Here is a 17001-nt window from a genome sequence, read left to right on the forward strand (position 1 = left end):
ATTCACTATACAGACCTGCACCCACTTCATTTGTTTCTTCGTATCTATAAAGTAACTTATAGTTATTACCAACGAAGAACCCTATATGCCAACAGCCTTTCAATCAAAAGTCAGTCATTCAAAAGAGAAATTTCAAAAAAATAAGAATGCATTTGAAGATGTATTGAAACTGTATAGTGAGCGTTTGACTCTAGTTGCTGAACGCAAAAGTGAATCATCAGTTAAAAACCATAAGTCGAAAGGTAAGCTTTTAGTTAGAGAACGAATTGAGAAACTTGTTGATTCAGATACCTTTTTAGAGTTATCATCTCTTGCCGCATTTGGTATTAAAGAGAATAGTTTTCCATCAGCAGGAATAATAACAGGCCTTGGAAAGATTAGAGGTGTAGAAACTGTAATCATAGCTAATGACGCTACTGTAAAGGGAGGGACTTATATAGCTCAGACTATAAAAAAGCACCTTCGGGCACTAGAAATAGCACTTCATAATTTATTGCCGTGTGTTTACTTAGTTGATTCAGGAGGGGTTTTTCTTCCGGATCAAGCGGAAGTATTTGCAGATAAAGATCACTTTGGACGTTTTTTTTATTATCAATCAAGAATTTCATCTCTTTCAGTTCCTCAGATTTCTATTGTTATGGGAAGTTGTACTGCTGGAGGGGCGTATGTTCCAGCAATGAGTGATGAAGTCATTATGGTGAAAAAGCAAGGAACTATTTTTATTGGAGGTCCACCTTTAGTAAAAGCAGCCACTGGGGAAGATGTAACTGCTGAGGAACTAGGAGGGGCAGAAATGCATACAATGGTTTCTGGTGTGGCAGATTATTTGGCTGATAGTGATGAACAGGCATTAGAGATTTGTAGAGATCGCTTTGAACACATCAAACAAGAAGATTATTCACAACATAAACCATACAAAGAACCGATTTATGACATAGAGGATGTTACCGGAATAATTTCTACCGATCTGAGAGTAGGGTTTGATATGCGAGAGGTAATCGCTCGCATTGTAGACGAAAGTAGATTTCAAGAGTTTAAAGAAAGGTACGGACCAACACTGGTAACCTGTTTTGCTAAGGTTAAAGGCATCGATGTCGGAATAATTGGAAATAATGGGATACTTTTCTCAGAGGCTGCTTTGAAGGGAACTCATTTTATAGAGTTATGTACATCACGTAAAATTCCTATTTTCTTCCTTCATAATGTCACAGGTTTTATGGTAGGGAAAAGGTATGAAAATTCGGGTCTTGCAAAAGACGGGGCAAAGATGATTCATGCGGTAGCTAATGCATGTGTTCCAAAAATTAGTCTAGTAGTTGGAGGGTCTTTTGGTGCAGGAAACTATGCCATGTGCGGAAGAGGGTATGATCCTAATTTCATGTTTACTTGGCCTAATGCTAAAGTGTCTGTAATGGGTGGAGAACAAGCTGCTAGTGTTTTAGTAAGTGTAAAGAAAGGTCAGGTAGGTAAAGAGCAAGAGAATAAACCGGCCGACTTGGAAAATTTACGTCAAAAAATATTAGAAAAATACGAGGAAGAAGGAAGCGCGTATTATGGTACAGCCAGGATTTGGGATGATGGGATTATTCATCCATTTGAAACAAGAGAGGTATTAGCAAGAGCTTTACAAGCTTGCTTACATCAGCCAATACAGGATTCGAAATTTGGAGTTTTTAGAATGTAGTGAGATGACTAAAAAATTTTTAATAATAGAAAGAGAGTCTAATATGGTGACTGTCTGGCTTAATCGTCCAGAAGTGCACAATGCCTTTCATAGTGGGGTTTTGGAAGAACTAATTCAAACATTAGAAGAGTTGGCTAGTGATGTTGGTACAAGAGTGTTGGTCTTGAGGGGAAAAGGAAAATCTTTCTGTGCTGGTGCAGATATTTCATGGATGAAGGATGCTGCAAAGCTGAGTTATGAAGAGAATTTCGATGATAGCTTATTGTTGAGCAAATGCTTAAGAGCCATTTATGAATTTCCCAAGCCCACTATAGCGGTAGTTCATGGAGCTTGCTATGGTGGAGGTAATGGTTTTGCTGGTGCTTGTGATTTTGTCATAGCGCATGATCATGCAACGTTTGCTTTGAGTGAAGTGAAAATAGGTTTAATACCTGCGTGTATTTCGCCATACATCATTAAAAGAGTTGGTGAATTCCAAGCAAAATCTATGATGCTTCGAGGAAATAAGTTTGGAGCAAAAGAGGCTGTAAGGATTCATCTTGTGAACTACCGTGGTTCTTATGATCAAAATGATAATGATTTGCATGATTTGGTAGCCGAATTATTGACTTCAGGGCCAAATGCATTACGACGTACCAAAGACTTAATTAATAGAGTTGTTAATCATTACAGTTTCGAAGTAGCAGGCGCTAAAACTGCTGAATGGATAGCTAAAACTAGAGATTCGGAAGAAGCTCAAGAAGGAATGATAGCGTTTCTCGATAAAAGAAGACCTAATTGGATTGATTGATGGCGAAAGTATTACGCATCGGTAACAGTAGTGGTTTTTGGGGAGATGAGCCTCATGCCTTACGACGCCAATTGAAATTGGGGAAGTTACATTATGTAGTAGCGGATTACTTGGCTGAGGTTTCTATGAGTATTTTGCATAAACAGCAGAAGAGAGATCCTGATCTTGGTTATGTTTCTGACTTTATCGAACATGTTGGAATAGGCCTGGAATACTTAGAAAACCAAAAAATTATTACTAATGCCGGTGGAAATAATCCAATTGGCTGCGCTTTGGAACTTCAAAAATTATTGTCAGTCAACAATATTGATAAAAAAGTCATTGCAGTAGTAGGAGATGATTTGATGAACAATGTTTTGTCTTTGTCGAAAAGTAATTCTTTTTCTCATTTGGATACAGGGGTTCTTTTTAATGAAGTTGGAAATAAACTCGTAGCAGCTAATGCATATACTTCATCTGAAGGGATAGTTAAGGCGTTGAAATACGGTGCAGACATCGTAATAACGGGTAGAGCTTCTGATAGTGCATTGACTATTGGGCCTTTAATTTATGAATTTGCTTGGGAAACAAACGATTGGAATAAAATAGCTTCTGCAATGATTGCAGGCCATATTTTAGAATGTGGATCTCAAGCAACAGGAGGGAATTTCAGTGATTGGGAATTGGTAAGCTCATGGGATGATTTCGGTTTTCCAATTGTAGAGATCAATGAGGATGCCCAAATTCTGGTTTCTAAGCCAGGAAATACTGGGGGGCTAGTTTCAGTAAATACTATACGAGAGCAGTTAATATATGAAGTAGGTAATCCAAAAGCATATTTAGGTCCTGATGTAATTGCCGATATGTCAGAAATAGAATTAGAAGAGTTGTCTGATAATAAGGTTAAAGTATCAGGAGTAAAAGGAATACCCCCACCAGATACTTGGAAAGTATCGATGGCTTATCATCATGGATATAAGGCTTCTGGTTCGATTATGGTGGGTGGAGATCAAAGTTTGGAAAAGTGTAAAGTGATTATCGAAGCTTTTTGGAAGCGTTTAGGTTTGGATTTTGAGAAAACTCAGGTGAATCGAATTGGTATAGATAGTTTAGGAAAAGCTTTAAAAAGCGAGTCTAATGAAGTGTTATTGCAATTTGTAGCTTTCGATTCTGATAAAAGTAAGCTTGTAAAATTTGCTAAAGAAGTATCGGGTTTGATTTTGAGCTCACCTCAGGGAATATCAGCTGCCACCAGTAGACCACGAGTTCAAGATGTTATTGCTTATTGGCCTACTTTGGTAAACAAGGCTGATCTAAAAATGGACTTGTATGAAGTATATGAAAAAGACTCAAAACTTATTGATTCATTTACTCCTATTGATCATGTAGAAAGAGCTGAAACAGATTTTCCTAGTGAAAGTTTTGAACCATCTCAGATTGATATTTTGATCGCTGATGTACAAAGTATAGAGGTTAAAATGAAAGAACTCTGTCTTGTTAGATCAGGAGATAAGGGTAATAATGCAAATATTGGTATTCTCCCTCGAACCAAAGATATCTATCAGTTTATGAAAAAGAATTTGACGGAAAAAGTCATTTCCGGTTGGTTCAATGATTTAGGTGTTACTCAGGTGGATAAATATTCGTTAGATAACATGATGGGACTGAACTATGTATTGCACAATGTGCTAGACGGAGGAGGGACTGTTTCAGGACGGATAGATTCACAAGGGAAAATGTTGGCTGCGGCAGTACTATCACAAAAGGTTTGGGTACCTCAATATGTTTATGATTCGATTCAAAAATAGAAGGTAGAAGGGATGGATATATTTTGCAATGAACAACATGATTTACTGAGACAATCCGTACGAGATTTTGCAGAGCATGTAATTAAGCCTCAAGCACAGAAATTGGACCAAAATGAAGAGTTTTCAATAGACATTACTCAACAAATGGGGCAACAAGGAATGCTCGGCATGAGAGCCCCAAAGAAGTATGGTGGTTTGGGAATGGACGTACTATCATATATTATCACAGTAGAAGAATTAGCTAGAGTGGATGGTTCTCACGCAGCTACGGTGGCAGCACATAATTCTTTAGGAGTCGGACCACTGGAGAAATTCGGGACAAGTGAACAGAAAATTAAGTATATACCACAGTTGTGTACTGGAGATGGGCTTTGGGCTTTTGGGTTAACAGAAGCTGAGGCAGGTTCCGATTCTAGAGCGAGTCAAACCAAGGCAGAATTAAAAGGTGATAACTGGGAAATAAATGGTTCGAAAATATTCATAACTAATGCTAACACCCCATTGACTAAAGGGGTTACGGTACAAGCCATTACAGATATTCATAAAGATGGTCGAAAGGAAATATCTACGATTATTGTGGAGAAAGAGACATCTGGATTTTCGGCCAAAACTATGCACGGTAAGCTTATGTGGAGAGCTTCAAATACAGCAGAACTGTATTTTGATGACTGTAAAGTACCAGAGGGAAATATTTTAGGAAAAAGGGGGCAAGGATCTAAGATTATGCTTTCTACATTGGATAGTGGAAGGTTGTCGATTGCAGCCATGGGGTTAGGTTGCGCTCAAGGAGCATATGAGCTTTCATTAACGTATGCTAAACAGCGGAAGCAATTCGGAAGAATGATATCAAAATATCAAGCGATCTCATTCAAATTAGCAGATATGGCTACAAAAATTGAGTTAGGTCGAAACCTCCTCTATAAAGCTTGTTGGCTCAAGCAGAAAAAACGTCCTTTCGGAAAGGAAGCAGCTATGGCTAAGCTGTATTGTTCAGAGATTGCTAAAGAAGTAGCAGATGACGCTGTTCAAATACATGGAGGCTATGGGCTAATGAAAGAATATGATGTAGAACGATTTTACCGAGATCAAAGATTGCTACAGATAGGAGAAGGAACTTCTGAAATTCAAAGACTTGTGATTTCTCGTCATGTATTAGGGAGTTAAAAGACTAATTCGAAAATCCCTTTTTCGGTATTTTTCTTTACTTGGTGATGGTGAAATATTTCTCCATTCATAGCTATATAAACGCTTGCCGGTAATGTTTGCACACAAGATAGAGCAAATCCCAAATTGAATAGAGCATCAGAGTTAACTACTTTATAAGGAATCATTGCTCCGAATAGTACGATAGTTTTATCAAGTCTTAGATTAGCAATTACGTTTGCTGTTTGAACAATAGTATCAGTCCCATGAGAAATAAGGATTTGACTTTCAGAACAAGTTTTACATTTATTGGCTATTTCATTACGGTCTTCCTCTGTCATATCCAGACTGTCAACGTGTTTAGTAGAGTCCAACACATATTCTTTAGTGACTCTACATCTTTCCAACATTTCTTTTAATCGACTAGATGAAAAGTCCAATGTACCTTGAATAGGGTTATACTCTTTAGCTATAGTTCCCCCAGTTTCTATTACTTTGATAGACATATAATTAGTAATGAATATTTATCGTATTGAGTAAAATATATCTGCCAGAGTAATTTTGACTCATTATACCTTCTGGTTAGGTGCCAACAAAGTAAAACATTTTTGACTTTCGTTTTAGTCTAATAAGAAATGAAATTAACGTATAGGTGATTGGTGATTTAGTTTACTTCACGGCTGTTAAATTAGAGTTATATACTTCCGCGGCTAGTACCTTTGATTCTATTACATCAACATTCCAGTCGACCTTTTTTTTGCTGTAGGATAGTCTTATTTTTTTAATACCACCATGTGCTACTTTAAGTGCGTCATCCTGTGATAGGTAAACCTCAAAATAGGTATTGAATAATGTTTGACCTTTCACTTTACTTGAAAACCTCTTTTGTGTTTGAATACCTATAATATCGTCGGTTCCTAATTTGAAAATAACACTGGATCCAATAGGTATACTACGCTGATTAGTATGGTTGAAATTAATGCAAACCTTCATTGATCCTTTTGAGTTTTCATCTCCCAAAAACACGAAGTTCATTTGATTTTGTCTGTGATGTTCTTGAAGTACTAAATCTACCGAGCACTGAATGTCCATAAAGGATGACTCTGAATATTGTGATGGTTTGTAGTAGTTGACTTTTGGATTTTGACTATATCCGATATTAAAAGACGTAACTGCCACTAAAGCAGCCATTAGTATATGGTTGGACATGGTTAGTAGGTTTTAAGTTGGTTTAAGTTTGTGTTTAGAAGTTACTTATAAAACACAATAATCTAAAGGTTGGACAAGAAAAATAGATTTATAAAATGACAATACCATACATTTTATGGTTAACGTTTTTAGCCTTGATGTTAAAGACAATAGGCCTAGTAAAAATTCAAACTAAAATTTCGCTTCCACTTTGAATGTCATTTCTTCGTTATTTTTTGGATGTAAGAACTGAATTTTTTCAGCATGTAAGTGTAGTCGATTTGATATTTGACCATAAAGCTCATCTCCAATTATCGAAGCATTTAACCCCTCTTGATGCGCCGAGTGGACTCTCAATTGATGAGTTCGTCCTGTAATAGGGTAGAAATAAACTCTCGTTTTGCCGTTTTGTCTATTTATGACCCTATATTTTGTTTTTGCGGGCTTACCATGTTCAAAACAAACAAGTTGTCTTGGACGATCATCAAGATCTACTCTAAGAGGAAGATTAATTTCTCCCTCATCATTTTCAATCTCTTTTTCTAAAAGTGCGATATATCTTTTTTGAATTGTTTTAGTTAAAAATTGACGTTGTAGATGTTCATGAGTATCCTTGGTTTTCGCGATTAAAAGCAGTCCAGATGTAGCTCTGTCTAGCCTATGAACCATCAGAGGCCCTGTCGCATTAGGATATTTTTTTTCAACAATAGACATAACTGATTGCTTTATTTTTTTACCAGGCACAGAAAGCATTCCAGCAGGCTTATTCACAACAGCGAGGTATTCATCTTCGAAAACTGTTTCGAGTAATAAATTTTTGTTAGATACCATTTCTCCCATAGGATTCTCATCTACTTCCATACCTTCAAGCATATGACCAAGGATTGGCTCACACTTACTTTTGCAAGCAGGGTAGTAGTTGCCGTGTTTTCTTATTGAAGATTTAGGAGGTTTTCCCCACCAAAATTCTGCCATTGCTAGAGGTTTATAACCTTTCTCAAATGCATACTGAAGCATTCTTGGGGCAGCGCAGTCTCCAGCTCCTGAAGGAGGTATGTCGTTAATAGCTTCAGTAAAAATTGGAATCAAACCTTTAGATTGCCCATTAATATTTAAAAAATGATATTCATCAAAGAGCTTTTTTTGTAGATCGTTTGAACGTGATTTTCTTTCCTTTTTTAAAGTGGCAATTCTATATTTAAGGTCATTTAATACCTCTTGTTTAGACTGAAGTTCTTTTTTCCAATATCTATTTAAATCTTTGAGAGTATAGTGAGCTTTCATACTCTCTTTTTTTAATTTTTGATCTAGTTCTTGAAACTCTTTTTCATCAAGATTCTTTTTAGCTTCTTCTCGTCTTAGAGATCTAATTTTTTTTGCTTTTTTGACTTGAGTTTTGAGGTCATTTATTGCGTCTTTAGATTGACTTAAAGCATTGTCTAGTGATGATTTAGCTTCTTTGTATTGTTTGGATTCTAAAATATCAATGACTTTTTGATTGATCTCGGAGATCAGGTTTTCTCCTTGACGGAAAAAGCTATCTTCCTTTAGCATGTCAAGAATAGGTGGGACAAAACCTTGATGTTGGTTGTTTCCGGCGATTTTTCCAGAAAAACCTGTTAAGTAGCCAATTTTACCTTGTTCAGTTTGTACCAATAAAACTCCAAACATTTTACCAATATCAGCTTTGGAGTCTGAAGGGTCAGGGGAGAAGTTATGATTCCATTTGACTTCATTGACAAGATATTCCTGAAGTTCTTTCGAGGCTAGTTGGCAGAGGGGGTGAGGTTCGTAATAATGAGGGTAGTTGAATCGAACAGGAAGTTTGTATTCAGCGATTGAAGTTTTGAAATTGTGAAAGCATGGGTCGGAGTTAATATTATTACTCATATGTACAAAAGTAGACCAATCTTTCAACCTTTGGCTTTAAACTTTGAACTATGGACTTCTACTTTTAACTATGCCTGATATCTTTGCCGAAAAAATCGAGAATAGCGTGAGCAAAGACTTTAAAAGATACACTATCACTTCAGCCCTTCCGTATGCTAACGGGCCTCTTCATATTGGACATATTGCTGGTGCGTACTTACCCGCAGATATCTATGTAAGATATTTGAGATCAAAAGGAAAGGATGTTGTTTACATATCAGGTAGTGATGAACATGGGGCAGCGATTACTTTGCGAGCTAAGAAAGAAGGGACAACTCCTCAAGCTATAATCGATAAGTACCACGAAATAAATAAAGAGACTTTTCGAAAGTTTGGAATAGCCTTTGATATTTATGATCGAACTTCTGCACCGATTCATCATGAGACTTCACAAGCTTTCTTCAAGGATCTATATGACAAAGGTGAGTTCATAGAAAAGGAGTCGGAACAGTACTATGACGAAGAGTTTAAACAATTCTTAGCCGATAGGTATATTACAGGTACTTGTCCAAACTGTGGTCATGATGCTGCATACGGTGATCAATGTGAAAAATGTGGAACTTCATTGAGTCCAACTGATTTGATAAATCCTATCTCAACCCTTAGTGGAAAAACACCAGTTTTGAAAAGTACAAAACATTGGTACCTACCACTTGATAAATATCAACCTTGGCTGGAAAAATGGTTAGGCGAAGACAGTAAAAAGAAAGAATGGAAGTCTAATGTTTATGGTCAGTGTACTTCATGGTTGAAGGCAGGTTTGCAACCAAGAGCAATGACCAGAGATCTTGATTGGGGAGTAGATGTTCCGATTGAAGGTGCTGATGGAAAGAAATTATATGTGTGGTTGGATGCACCAATTGGGTATATTTCTGCAACTAAGAATTGGGCTAAAGCTAATGGTAAAAACTGGAAAGACTACTGGTTGAAACAGGAGAATGATGAAGACGATTCTTGTCTAATTCACTTTATAGGAAAAGATAATATTGTTTTTCACTGCATCATATTTCCAGCTATTCTTCAGGCACATGGTGGCTATTTGCTGCCGACTAATGTACCAGCAAATGAGTTTTTGAATTTAGAGGGGGATAAGCTTTCCACTTCAAGAAATTGGGCAGTTTGGTTACATGAATATCTAGAAGACCTTCCAAATAAAGAGGATGTATTAAGATATGTACTTTGTGCTAATGCTCCAGAATCAAAAGACAATGACTTTACATGGAAAGACTACCAAACCAGAAATAATTCTGAGTTAGTTGCTATCTATGGAAACTTCGTTAATCGAGCGGTAGTCTTGACTCATAAGTATTTTGAAGGAAGGGTACCGACTTTGGGTGAGTTAGACGGCGTAGATAAAGAGGTGTTGAAAGAACTCGAAGAGTTTCCTTCTAAAATAGCCTCTAGCATTGACAAATTTAGATTCAGAGAAGCTTTAGCACTTTTGATGGATTTGGCTAGACTTGGGAATAAGTATCTGGCTGATACAGAACCATGGAAATTGATTAAAACAGATGAAGCTAGAACTGGAACGATATTGAATATTGCACTTCAAATAGCTGCTAATTTATCCATATTATCGGAGCCTTTTTTACCAAGGACTGCAGAAAAGTTAGCTTTAACTTTGAATCTTGAAGGTAAGAAATGGGAAGATGCTGGAGACTCTGACTTATTACTTCAAGGTCAAGATATTGAGAAAGCTGCCCTGTTGTTTGAGAAAACTGAAGATGAAGTGGTAGATAAACAAGTTCAAAAATTAGAAGATTCTAAAATGGCCAATCAGGCTATAGATACTGAAGTAGAAGCACAGAAAGCGGAAACTACTTTTGATGATTTCATGAAAATGGATATGAGAGTAGGTACAATTCTGACGGCAGAAAAAGTCAAGAAGTCAAACAAGCTTTTGAAGTTTACTGTAGATACTGGAATTGACAAACGTACCATTCTTAGTGGTATAGCCAAGTACTATTCTCCTGAAGAAATGATAGGTAAGCAGGTAACTGTTTTAGCCAACCTTGCTCCTCGTAAGATAATGGGAGTGGAATCTCAAGGAATGATTCTGATGGCTGAAGATCATGATGGTAGTCTAAAACTCATCCAACCAAATGTAGCTATGATGAATGGAGCTACAATTAGTTGATTGATATCGAATATATCAACACATAAATTATAGCCAATTTAGTAAAAAAGAAACCCTGCCGGTCGACTACCAGCAGGGTAACTAACACTATAGTATATGTAAGGAGACCAATCCTATTCTGATTCACTGATGACGAATGGAGTATCACCATCAGTAATAATAATTTTTGAATTTGTGGAGTTAGAAAGCTCTCGGAAAGCTTCAATAGATCTCCATTGTAGTATTTCATCTGTTAGACCTTCAGATAAAACTTTCTGAGCATCTCTAGTACCTTGTGCTTCTATTAGTTTACGTTGAGCTTCTTGTCTTTCCTTTTGAAGGATAAACTCCATTCTAAGAGCGTCTTGTTCAGCCTCGAGTTTATCTTCTACAGCTCGAGTTAATCCTTTCGGGAGTTGTATTGTTTTTAAAAGAACAGCTTCAATTTCAAACCCTCTCGGTTTTAGTATTTCATGCATCCGGTCAGCTATTTCTTGCTCAATTTCTGCACGTTTAACAGTATACATATCTTTAGCATAAAACCTAGAACAAACATCGGCTGCTGCTGACCTGAATACACTACTTATGACAACCTCTTCGTAGTTCACCCCGATAGATTCAATTATATCCGGAGCTTTACTTGGATCTATTCGGTATAGGATAGAAATAATTGTTCCTACATTTATGCCTTCTTTGGAAGGAAGGTTAGATGTGATTTGAACATTGACTGTTCTGACTGGCAATTTGATAACTCTTGTAGTAAAAGGGAAGTATAAGGCTGGACCAGCATCAATTGTTTTGTCGCTTAGTTTACCGAGCTTTCTTTTGACTCCGACTTCTCCTTGTCTTACTACAGTACAACTAGTCAAAGCTATTAAAAATATGCCTATCCAAATATTCTTTAAATCTTTCATTCTTATACCGATTAATGATGTGTAATTTTTACTTCTATCGATTGTCAGAACGAATTAGTTGAGGTGTAAGACTATTTATTTTAATTAATAATAATTATGTTAAGTATTTAATTTATTAAATGATTGTTTGAAAACTTTTACTCTGTCGCAGAAATTTCGATTAAAAAAAGGTCTAACACTTAATCGATTAGACCTTTTTAATAGTGAAAGAACGTTTTTCTATTTCATCATTTGATTTTCTCCTACTATGAAAGGTGTATCACCATCTGTAATTATTATTTTAGAATTAGGGGATTGAGATAACTCTCGGAACGCCTCGATAGAGCGCCATCTCAGGATTTCATTAGTTAAACCTTCGGAAAGAACCTTTTGGGCATCTCTAGTACCTTGTGCTTCTATTAATTTACGTTGAGCTTCCTGTTTTTCTTTTTGAAGAATAAACTCCATACGTAAAGCATCTTGTTCAGCTTCTAATTTATCTTCTACAGCTTGAGTTAGCCCTTCGGGAAGTTGTATTGTCTTTAGAAGAACAGCCTCTACTACAAATCCACGAGGTGCTAAAATTTCATGCATCTTGTCCGCTATTTCGTTTTCTATTTCAGATCGTTTTACGGTGTACATATCTTTTGCATAAAACCTCGAACAAACATCGGCAGATGCAGACCTAAATACACTGCTGATGACTACTTCCTCATAATTCGATCCTATTGTTTCAATAATGTGAGGAGCTTTATCCGGCTCTATTCGGTACAAAATTGAAATGATGGTCCCGACATTTATACCTTCTTTTGAGGGAAGATTTGAAGTGATTTGGACATTAACTGTCCTAACTGGAAGTTTGATCACCCTAGTAGTGAAGGGAAAATAAAATGCAGCTCCTGGAGTGATTGTTTTATCACTTAATTTACCAAGCCTTCGTTTTACCCCTACTTCACCTTGTCTTACTACTGTGCAACTTGATACAAATAACGTGAGTATCAATATCCATTGAAGTCTTATCCTTTTCATATATCGTATTGATTAGTTGGAACTTAAATCTTTCTTGGTTTATAATAAATTACGTCTAGATATATCAAAAGTTAGTTAATGTACAACAGCAATAGGCACTACTTAATGAAAAAATAAGACCGTCATTTGCAAGATTTTGCATTGAAGGAGGGAACTTTCTTTTCTAAGAATCGTGTTGACAGTTCAAACAAATGGTTCCAAAATGAAAAAGTTAAAAGCACTACTATCTCTATCGTTCATCTTAATATCCCTAGTATCTCAAGCTCAGTCAAATGAATTATACATTGTGATAAATGAAGCGTCATGGTGTAAATATTGTAAGGCTAATGGAGAGAGAATTCATGAATTGATTGATAAATATGCTTTGGACCATAAAGTCAAAGTGATCAATAATGACATGACAAATAATGAGACTAAGCAAAAGTCAATTCCTACGCTTAAAAAATATGGTTTATATAACTATATGCAATATCAAAAAGTAACTGCGATGGTATTTGTATTTGATGCTAAGAACTCGGAAATAGCTGATAAGTTTCCTATAAAATTGGAAAATGAAAAGATTCTGAAACATTTAAATGAAACTCTGGAATTAGTTCAAGGCTAGTTTTAAATCCTAGTATCTTTATATTAAATGCATAATACTATCTTAGTATTGGTTTTGCTGTATCAATGAATATTGTACATTGGTTGACTGGAATGGATTATTTAATAAGATAATCCATTTTTGTTATAAGTAGTTGCAAATAAGTAAGGATGAATGTGTTTCGATACTGAATATCAATTAAGAAGACAACTTAAGGAAGCTAAAGAACAAGGCATGCCTGCGGAAGAAGTTGAAAAAATTGAAGAACAGCTACGTAAAATTTTCAATGGAAATAATTTCCGTTCAAATGGAGAGCTGGATTTACCGGTATATTACCATGTAAGTGGGACTGATCATCCTCTGATGGTATCATTAACAAATCAAGGAATGATACTTGCAGAATGGGGATTTATTTCATCTTTAGCTCGTTCTATAGAGGATGTCTACGATAACTATGATAAACCGTGGATGAATAGTCTTAATGTAGTTAGCGAAACTATGTTTGAGAAGAAAACATTCAAAGATTCGGCTTATAACAGAAGATGCGTTGTCTCATTGGATTCTTATTATGAACATCATCACGCTACAGGTAAAACGTATCCTTTTCGAATAATGCAAAAAGAGAACAAACCTCTTTGGATAGCTGCAGTCTATAATAAGGGGGAATTGCTTGATCCTGAGTCGGGTGAAATTATATCTAAAACTTCTCTAGGATTTCTGACTTGTAAGGCCAATGAAGCAATAGCACGAATTCATAATAATCCAGCAATGGTTAAGAGAAACGGTCATCGAATGTTGGTGATTTTGGAACAACATCAGATAAAAGATTATCTCCAAGCCAATCCTTTAGAAAAGTCTGTTGAATTTGAAGAGAAAATTCTCTCATTGTGTCAGCCGTATCCAGAAAATAATCTTTCTTTTCATACTACTAGAAATCTTCGTCATAGAAAGGAAATGCCTTATGTAGGAAATGTTTCTGAAGTCAGAGAACCGTTTGTATGGCCTGAATTGATGCTAGATAGAAATAACGTGCCTTTCTAAATAAAATAAGTTTGTAATTAGAGGCAAGTAAAATCGTATTTAAGTTAAGCAAGTTGAATTTCTAGTCTATCCGTATCTAATTCCTCCATGCTTTCTCTAGTGTTAATCAAAATTTGATACTGTTCGATGTGTCGATTCAGTATTTTGACAACAGCATCGTATTTACCAACAAATTTTGACGTTATCTTTAGATTGGAAATTTGCTCGATTAGCAATTGGTAATTCTCTAATACTTCGTCTCTATATGTTTCAGCGATTTTGGCTGGGATTTCAAAGTCAAGATGTTTTTCATAATGAAGATTATAGAACCTGTTATTTGCTTTTTGAAGTTCTCTTATCCAATCCACAGCAGCGATGGTTTCTAACGCTTCAAAATAGGGGTCTTTATGAAACTCTATCAATAAAGTAGAAATCAAAATTGATTTGCTTCTATAACTTTGATTTAGAGAGAGATTCATTTTTTTGAAAACTTCTCTCAAAAGCGTACCTGCTTCTACTTTTTTAGAGTTATACATAAACGTAGTATTATACTCAATGAAGTCCTTCAGTTCATTAAGAACATACATTCTGTTCCTGTCAGCAGATTTTACTTGCTCACTAGGTCCTCGATCAATATGATGATAGAAAGCAATTTCTATTCTATTACATGATGAAGCTAATTCTGCAAGATAATACTGTAAATTGGGGTCAGATGGTGAGACTTGTTGTACGTAGTTTAACACTTGTTTGTGAAACTGTATGTACTCTCCATTACGGAGTTTATTGAGATTAATATAGTTTATCATAAGTAGTAGTGAAGCGAACTTAATAACAAAAGTCTACATATTTCACTTTCAAATCCTGCCAAATTACTTCATGATTCTGCAATTTTTATTTTTACATTGTACTATTCCAGTATCGAATGAGTTTAATCAAACATTATAGGGAGCTTTATAAAATTGCTTCTAATGAGGTTGTCGAAGGTAATTATAACCTTGATAATTTTTTAATTTCTCCAAAACAAGACAGTAGAAGAGGGGTTTCATTACTTATCAGGCCAACTCAAAAAGTTAAAAATAATATCCAGAAGTTTATTAAAGAAGTAAGACTCCTTGAGCCGAAACAATATTTTTACCCATCATCAGATATCCATATTACTATTCTATCTATTATCTCTTGCTACAGTGGTTTTGAAATTAGAAATATAAATGTAGCTGACTACAAAAGAATGGTCGCTCAAAGTATAGAAGAAGTCGAGTCATTCAATATTCGATATCAGGGGGTAAACCTATCAAAGTCAGGTATTATAATTCAGGGGTTTCCAGATCAGCAAATGATGCAGGTACTGCGAGATCGATTAAGAGACAATTTTAAATCTTCCAGTCTTGAGCAATCAATTGATAGTAGGTATGTTTTGCGAACAGCACATTCTACAATAGTACGTTTTCAGCACCCATTAATTAACCCAGATAAATTGATAGAACTGTTGAGGTCTTACCAAGAGACATTATTCGGTGATTTTATGGTTGAATCTGTAGAACTTGTCTTCAATGATTGGTATCAGCGTAAGGAAAATGCAGTCTTATTAGGAAGGTTTGAGTTAAAATAATATTGATACCCGATCAGACTCCATAATATAACAGATTCTACTTCAGAAGAATCATAGGAATGAAATGCCGTTTTTTGTATCCCACAGATAGTTGTGAGATACTCTATGTGAGTTAAAGAGAATTCAAGGCTAGGATATTAAGTATTCAAAATTTACTCATAACTAATTATTGGTAACGAATAAAACTGTTTTTGCATTCTCAATGCCTACGAATAATATTAGAAAAGTTGGTACTATGAAACAGTAAATTCATGCTGAAATATTGAAACCCTCACGAGAGAATCACCTTTTATTTCATACAACATTTTTTATACTTCTTACCACTGCCACAGGGGCAGTCGTCATTTCTTCCAATTACTTTTTTTGCTTCAAAAGAAGACTTGTTAATGGTATTAGTCATATCCTGTTTGAAAATTTGTTCCAACTCTTCATAGAGTTTTGGATGTTTCTTTTCGAGTAAGTGAGGACGTTCAAAAAAGTATTCAGATGCTACAGCAAAAAACTCTTGTTTGTTTGTAGCTCCGTAGTCATTAATGTCAGATTTGTTATCATGTATCTCCTTTGTTTTTTCTTGGATGAATTCTAACCAAGGTAAAGAGTAAGCTTTGTTCTCATATACTGGAGGGATGCCATCAATATTTCCAGTTTCTTTATCGAACAAATGAACAAATTCATGAATGCCAACATTCTTTTTATCACTGTTGATGTCAAAACCTAAGTGAAGTGAAGGCTTGGATAGAATAACTTTACCTTCCATTGGTCCATTTCCTACCATGCCTGTTATGATTTCTTCTTTACTACCAATCTTAAAGTTGCGATCAAAAGAATCAGGGTACAGAATTACTTCATCTAGATGTGTATAAGTCCAAGCTGGATATCCGAAAAGAGGAATGACAGCACTACTGGCTACTAAAAGTCTGTCCTCAAGATCAACATTTGTTTGTACTCCTGTGATCTTTATATGAGCTAAAAAATTCTTGACATCAGATTCGAATTGTACTTTCTTGTCATCTGACAAGTTTTGATAGAAGGTAACTCTAGCATTTAAAATTGTAATCCACTTAAGAGGGGTAGGTACAGTGGTCACTTCGGTGCTCCTCTTGGTCTGTAGTCTATTTTTTCTTGACTGGAGGATTAACCAATATATTCCCAAGGCTAGAGTTAAGATAACAATTAAGTGTATAGTCATCAGGTTAAAGATTTTTTTAAACGGAAAACTAATACTCTACC

The 17001-nt window shown here is 35.6% G+C and carries 15 protein-coding genes; 8 read left to right on the plus strand and 7 right to left on the minus strand.

Features of this window, described 5'->3' with window-relative positions:
* The first annotated feature begins 85 nt into the window (after positions 1-85).
* From DKG80_RS01705 to DKG80_RS01720, 4 genes are read left to right on the plus strand one after another with little or no spacing between them, the layout of a single operon-like run.
* The gene (locus tag DKG80_RS01705; RefSeq protein WP_109829556.1) at positions 86-1684 is read left to right on the plus strand and encodes a carboxyl transferase domain-containing protein; all 1599 of its coding nucleotides are present in this window, start codon (positions 86-88) and stop codon (positions 1682-1684) included.
* A gap of 4 nt (positions 1685-1688) precedes the next feature.
* A complete protein-coding gene (locus DKG80_RS01710; protein WP_109829557.1) occupies positions 1689-2474 on the plus strand; it encodes an enoyl-CoA hydratase-related protein in 786 nt (261 codons plus the stop codon).
* Positions 2474-4261, plus strand: coding sequence for an acyclic terpene utilization AtuA family protein (locus tag DKG80_RS01715; protein WP_109829558.1), 1788 nt, complete (start codon positions 2474-2476; stop codon positions 4259-4261). Before DKG80_RS01710 ends, DKG80_RS01715 begins: the two co-directional genes overlap by 1 nt.
* 12 nt (positions 4262-4273) lie before the next feature.
* Positions 4274-5425, plus strand: a complete 1152-nt coding sequence (locus DKG80_RS01720; protein WP_109829559.1) for an acyl-CoA dehydrogenase family protein — start codon at positions 4274-4276, stop codon at positions 5423-5425.
* Here the strand turns inward: DKG80_RS01720 and DKG80_RS01725 are convergent.
* From DKG80_RS01725 to DKG80_RS01735, 3 genes are all read right to left on the minus strand, one after another.
* Positions 5422-5910 carry an asparaginase domain-containing protein gene (locus DKG80_RS01725; RefSeq protein ID WP_109829560.1) on the minus strand — a complete coding sequence of 163 codons (489 nt, stop codon included), beginning with the start codon at positions 5908-5910 and terminating at the stop codon, positions 5422-5424. The two genes, DKG80_RS01720 and DKG80_RS01725, sit on opposite strands and share 4 nt — an antisense overlap.
* 163 nt (positions 5911-6073) lie before the next feature.
* A complete protein-coding gene (locus tag DKG80_RS01730) occupies positions 6074-6613 on the minus strand; it encodes a hypothetical protein (RefSeq protein ID WP_162555622.1) in 540 nt (179 codons plus the stop codon).
* A 171-nt stretch (positions 6614-6784) separates the two neighbouring features.
* Positions 6785-8482, minus strand: a complete 1698-nt coding sequence (locus tag DKG80_RS01735) for an RluA family pseudouridine synthase (protein ID WP_109829562.1) — start codon at positions 8480-8482, stop codon at positions 6785-6787.
* 70 nt (positions 8483-8552) lie between these two features.
* Here DKG80_RS01735 and metG point away from each other — a divergent pair, with 70 nt between their 5' ends.
* Complete coding sequence (metG, locus tag DKG80_RS01740; RefSeq protein ID WP_109829563.1) at positions 8553-10658, plus strand: methionine--tRNA ligase; 2106 nt, start codon at positions 8553-8555, stop codon at positions 10656-10658.
* Between the two features lie 113 nt (positions 10659-10771).
* Here the strand turns inward: metG and DKG80_RS01745 are convergent, their stop codons facing one another.
* Together DKG80_RS01745 and DKG80_RS01750 are read right to left on the minus strand one after the other, a co-directional pair.
* Entirely contained in the window at positions 10772-11551 is a 780-nt protein-coding gene (locus tag DKG80_RS01745; RefSeq protein WP_109829564.1) for a prohibitin family protein, read from the minus strand.
* 219 nt (positions 11552-11770) lie between these two features.
* Positions 11771-12559, minus strand: a complete 789-nt coding sequence (locus DKG80_RS01750) for a prohibitin family protein (RefSeq protein ID WP_109829565.1) — start codon at positions 12557-12559, stop codon at positions 11771-11773.
* Positions 12560-12761: 202 nt separating this feature from the next.
* On the opposite strand from DKG80_RS01750, the gene DKG80_RS01755 reads away from it, so the two are divergent.
* Entirely contained in the window at positions 12762-13163 is a 402-nt protein-coding gene (locus tag DKG80_RS01755; RefSeq protein ID WP_162555623.1) for a thioredoxin, read from the plus strand.
* A gap of 153 nt (positions 13164-13316) precedes the next feature.
* Complete coding sequence (locus DKG80_RS01760) at positions 13317-14183, plus strand: SOS response-associated peptidase (protein WP_109829567.1); 867 nt, start codon at positions 13317-13319, stop codon at positions 14181-14183.
* 44 nt (positions 14184-14227) lie between these two features.
* Here DKG80_RS01760 and DKG80_RS01765 read toward each other — a convergent pair whose 3' ends face one another.
* Entirely contained in the window at positions 14228-14968 is a 741-nt protein-coding gene (locus tag DKG80_RS01765; RefSeq protein WP_109829568.1) for a DUF6261 family protein, read from the minus strand.
* A 116-nt stretch (positions 14969-15084) separates the two neighbouring features.
* Between DKG80_RS01765 and DKG80_RS01770 the strand changes: the two genes are divergently transcribed.
* Complete coding sequence (locus DKG80_RS01770; RefSeq protein ID WP_109829569.1) at positions 15085-15771, plus strand: 2'-5' RNA ligase family protein; 687 nt, start codon at positions 15085-15087, stop codon at positions 15769-15771.
* A gap of 289 nt (positions 15772-16060) precedes the next feature.
* Here the strand turns inward: DKG80_RS01770 and DKG80_RS01775 are convergent, their stop codons facing one another.
* Positions 16061-16960 carry a zinc-dependent peptidase gene (locus DKG80_RS01775; RefSeq protein WP_221409030.1) on the minus strand — a complete coding sequence of 300 codons (900 nt, stop codon included), beginning with the start codon at positions 16958-16960 and terminating at the stop codon, positions 16061-16063.
* Between the last annotated feature and the right edge of the window lie 41 nt (positions 16961-17001).

Source organism: Reichenbachiella versicolor, from assembly GCF_003171675.1.
Classification (GTDB): Bacteria; Bacteroidota; Bacteroidia; order Cytophagales; family Cyclobacteriaceae; genus Reichenbachiella; species Reichenbachiella versicolor.

Bases quoted from the DNA above. Each gene is read 5' to 3' on its own strand.
- DKG80_RS01775 (WP_221409030.1), bottom strand. From the start codon at position 16,960: ATGACTATACACTTAATTGTTATCTTAACTCTAGCCTTGGGAATATAT.
- DKG80_RS01770 (WP_109829569.1), top strand. From the start codon at position 15,085: ATGAGTTTAATCAAACATTATAGGGAGCTTTATAAAATTGCTTCTAAT.
- DKG80_RS01755 (WP_162555623.1), top strand. From the start codon at position 12,762: ATGAAAAAGTTAAAAGCACTACTATCTCTATCGTTCATCTTAATATCC.
- DKG80_RS01725 (WP_109829560.1), bottom strand. From the start codon at position 5,910: ATGTCTATCAAAGTAATAGAAACTGGGGGAACTATAGCTAAAGAGTAT.
- DKG80_RS01730 (WP_162555622.1), bottom strand. From the start codon at position 6,613: ATGTCCAACCATATACTAATGGCTGCTTTAGTGGCAGTTACGTCTTTT.
- DKG80_RS01735 (WP_109829562.1), bottom strand. From the start codon at position 8,482: ATGAGTAATAATATTAACTCCGACCCATGCTTTCACAATTTCAAAACT.
- DKG80_RS01715 (WP_109829558.1), top strand. From the start codon at position 2,474: ATGGCGAAAGTATTACGCATCGGTAACAGTAGTGGTTTTTGGGGAGAT.
- metG (WP_109829563.1), top strand. From the start codon at position 8,553: ATGCCTGATATCTTTGCCGAAAAAATCGAGAATAGCGTGAGCAAAGAC.
- DKG80_RS01760 (WP_109829567.1), top strand. From the start codon at position 13,317: ATGTGTTTCGATACTGAATATCAATTAAGAAGACAACTTAAGGAAGCT.
- DKG80_RS01745 (WP_109829564.1), bottom strand. From the start codon at position 11,551: ATGAAAGATTTAAAGAATATTTGGATAGGCATATTTTTAATAGCTTTG.
- DKG80_RS01765 (WP_109829568.1), bottom strand. From the start codon at position 14,968: ATGATAAACTATATTAATCTCAATAAACTCCGTAATGGAGAGTACATA.
- DKG80_RS01720 (WP_109829559.1), top strand. From the start codon at position 4,274: ATGGATATATTTTGCAATGAACAACATGATTTACTGAGACAATCCGTA.
- DKG80_RS01750 (WP_109829565.1), bottom strand. From the start codon at position 12,559: ATGAAAAGGATAAGACTTCAATGGATATTGATACTCACGTTATTTGTA.
- DKG80_RS01705 (WP_109829556.1), top strand. From the start codon at position 86: ATGCCAACAGCCTTTCAATCAAAAGTCAGTCATTCAAAAGAGAAATTT.
- DKG80_RS01710 (WP_109829557.1), top strand. From the start codon at position 1,689: ATGACTAAAAAATTTTTAATAATAGAAAGAGAGTCTAATATGGTGACT.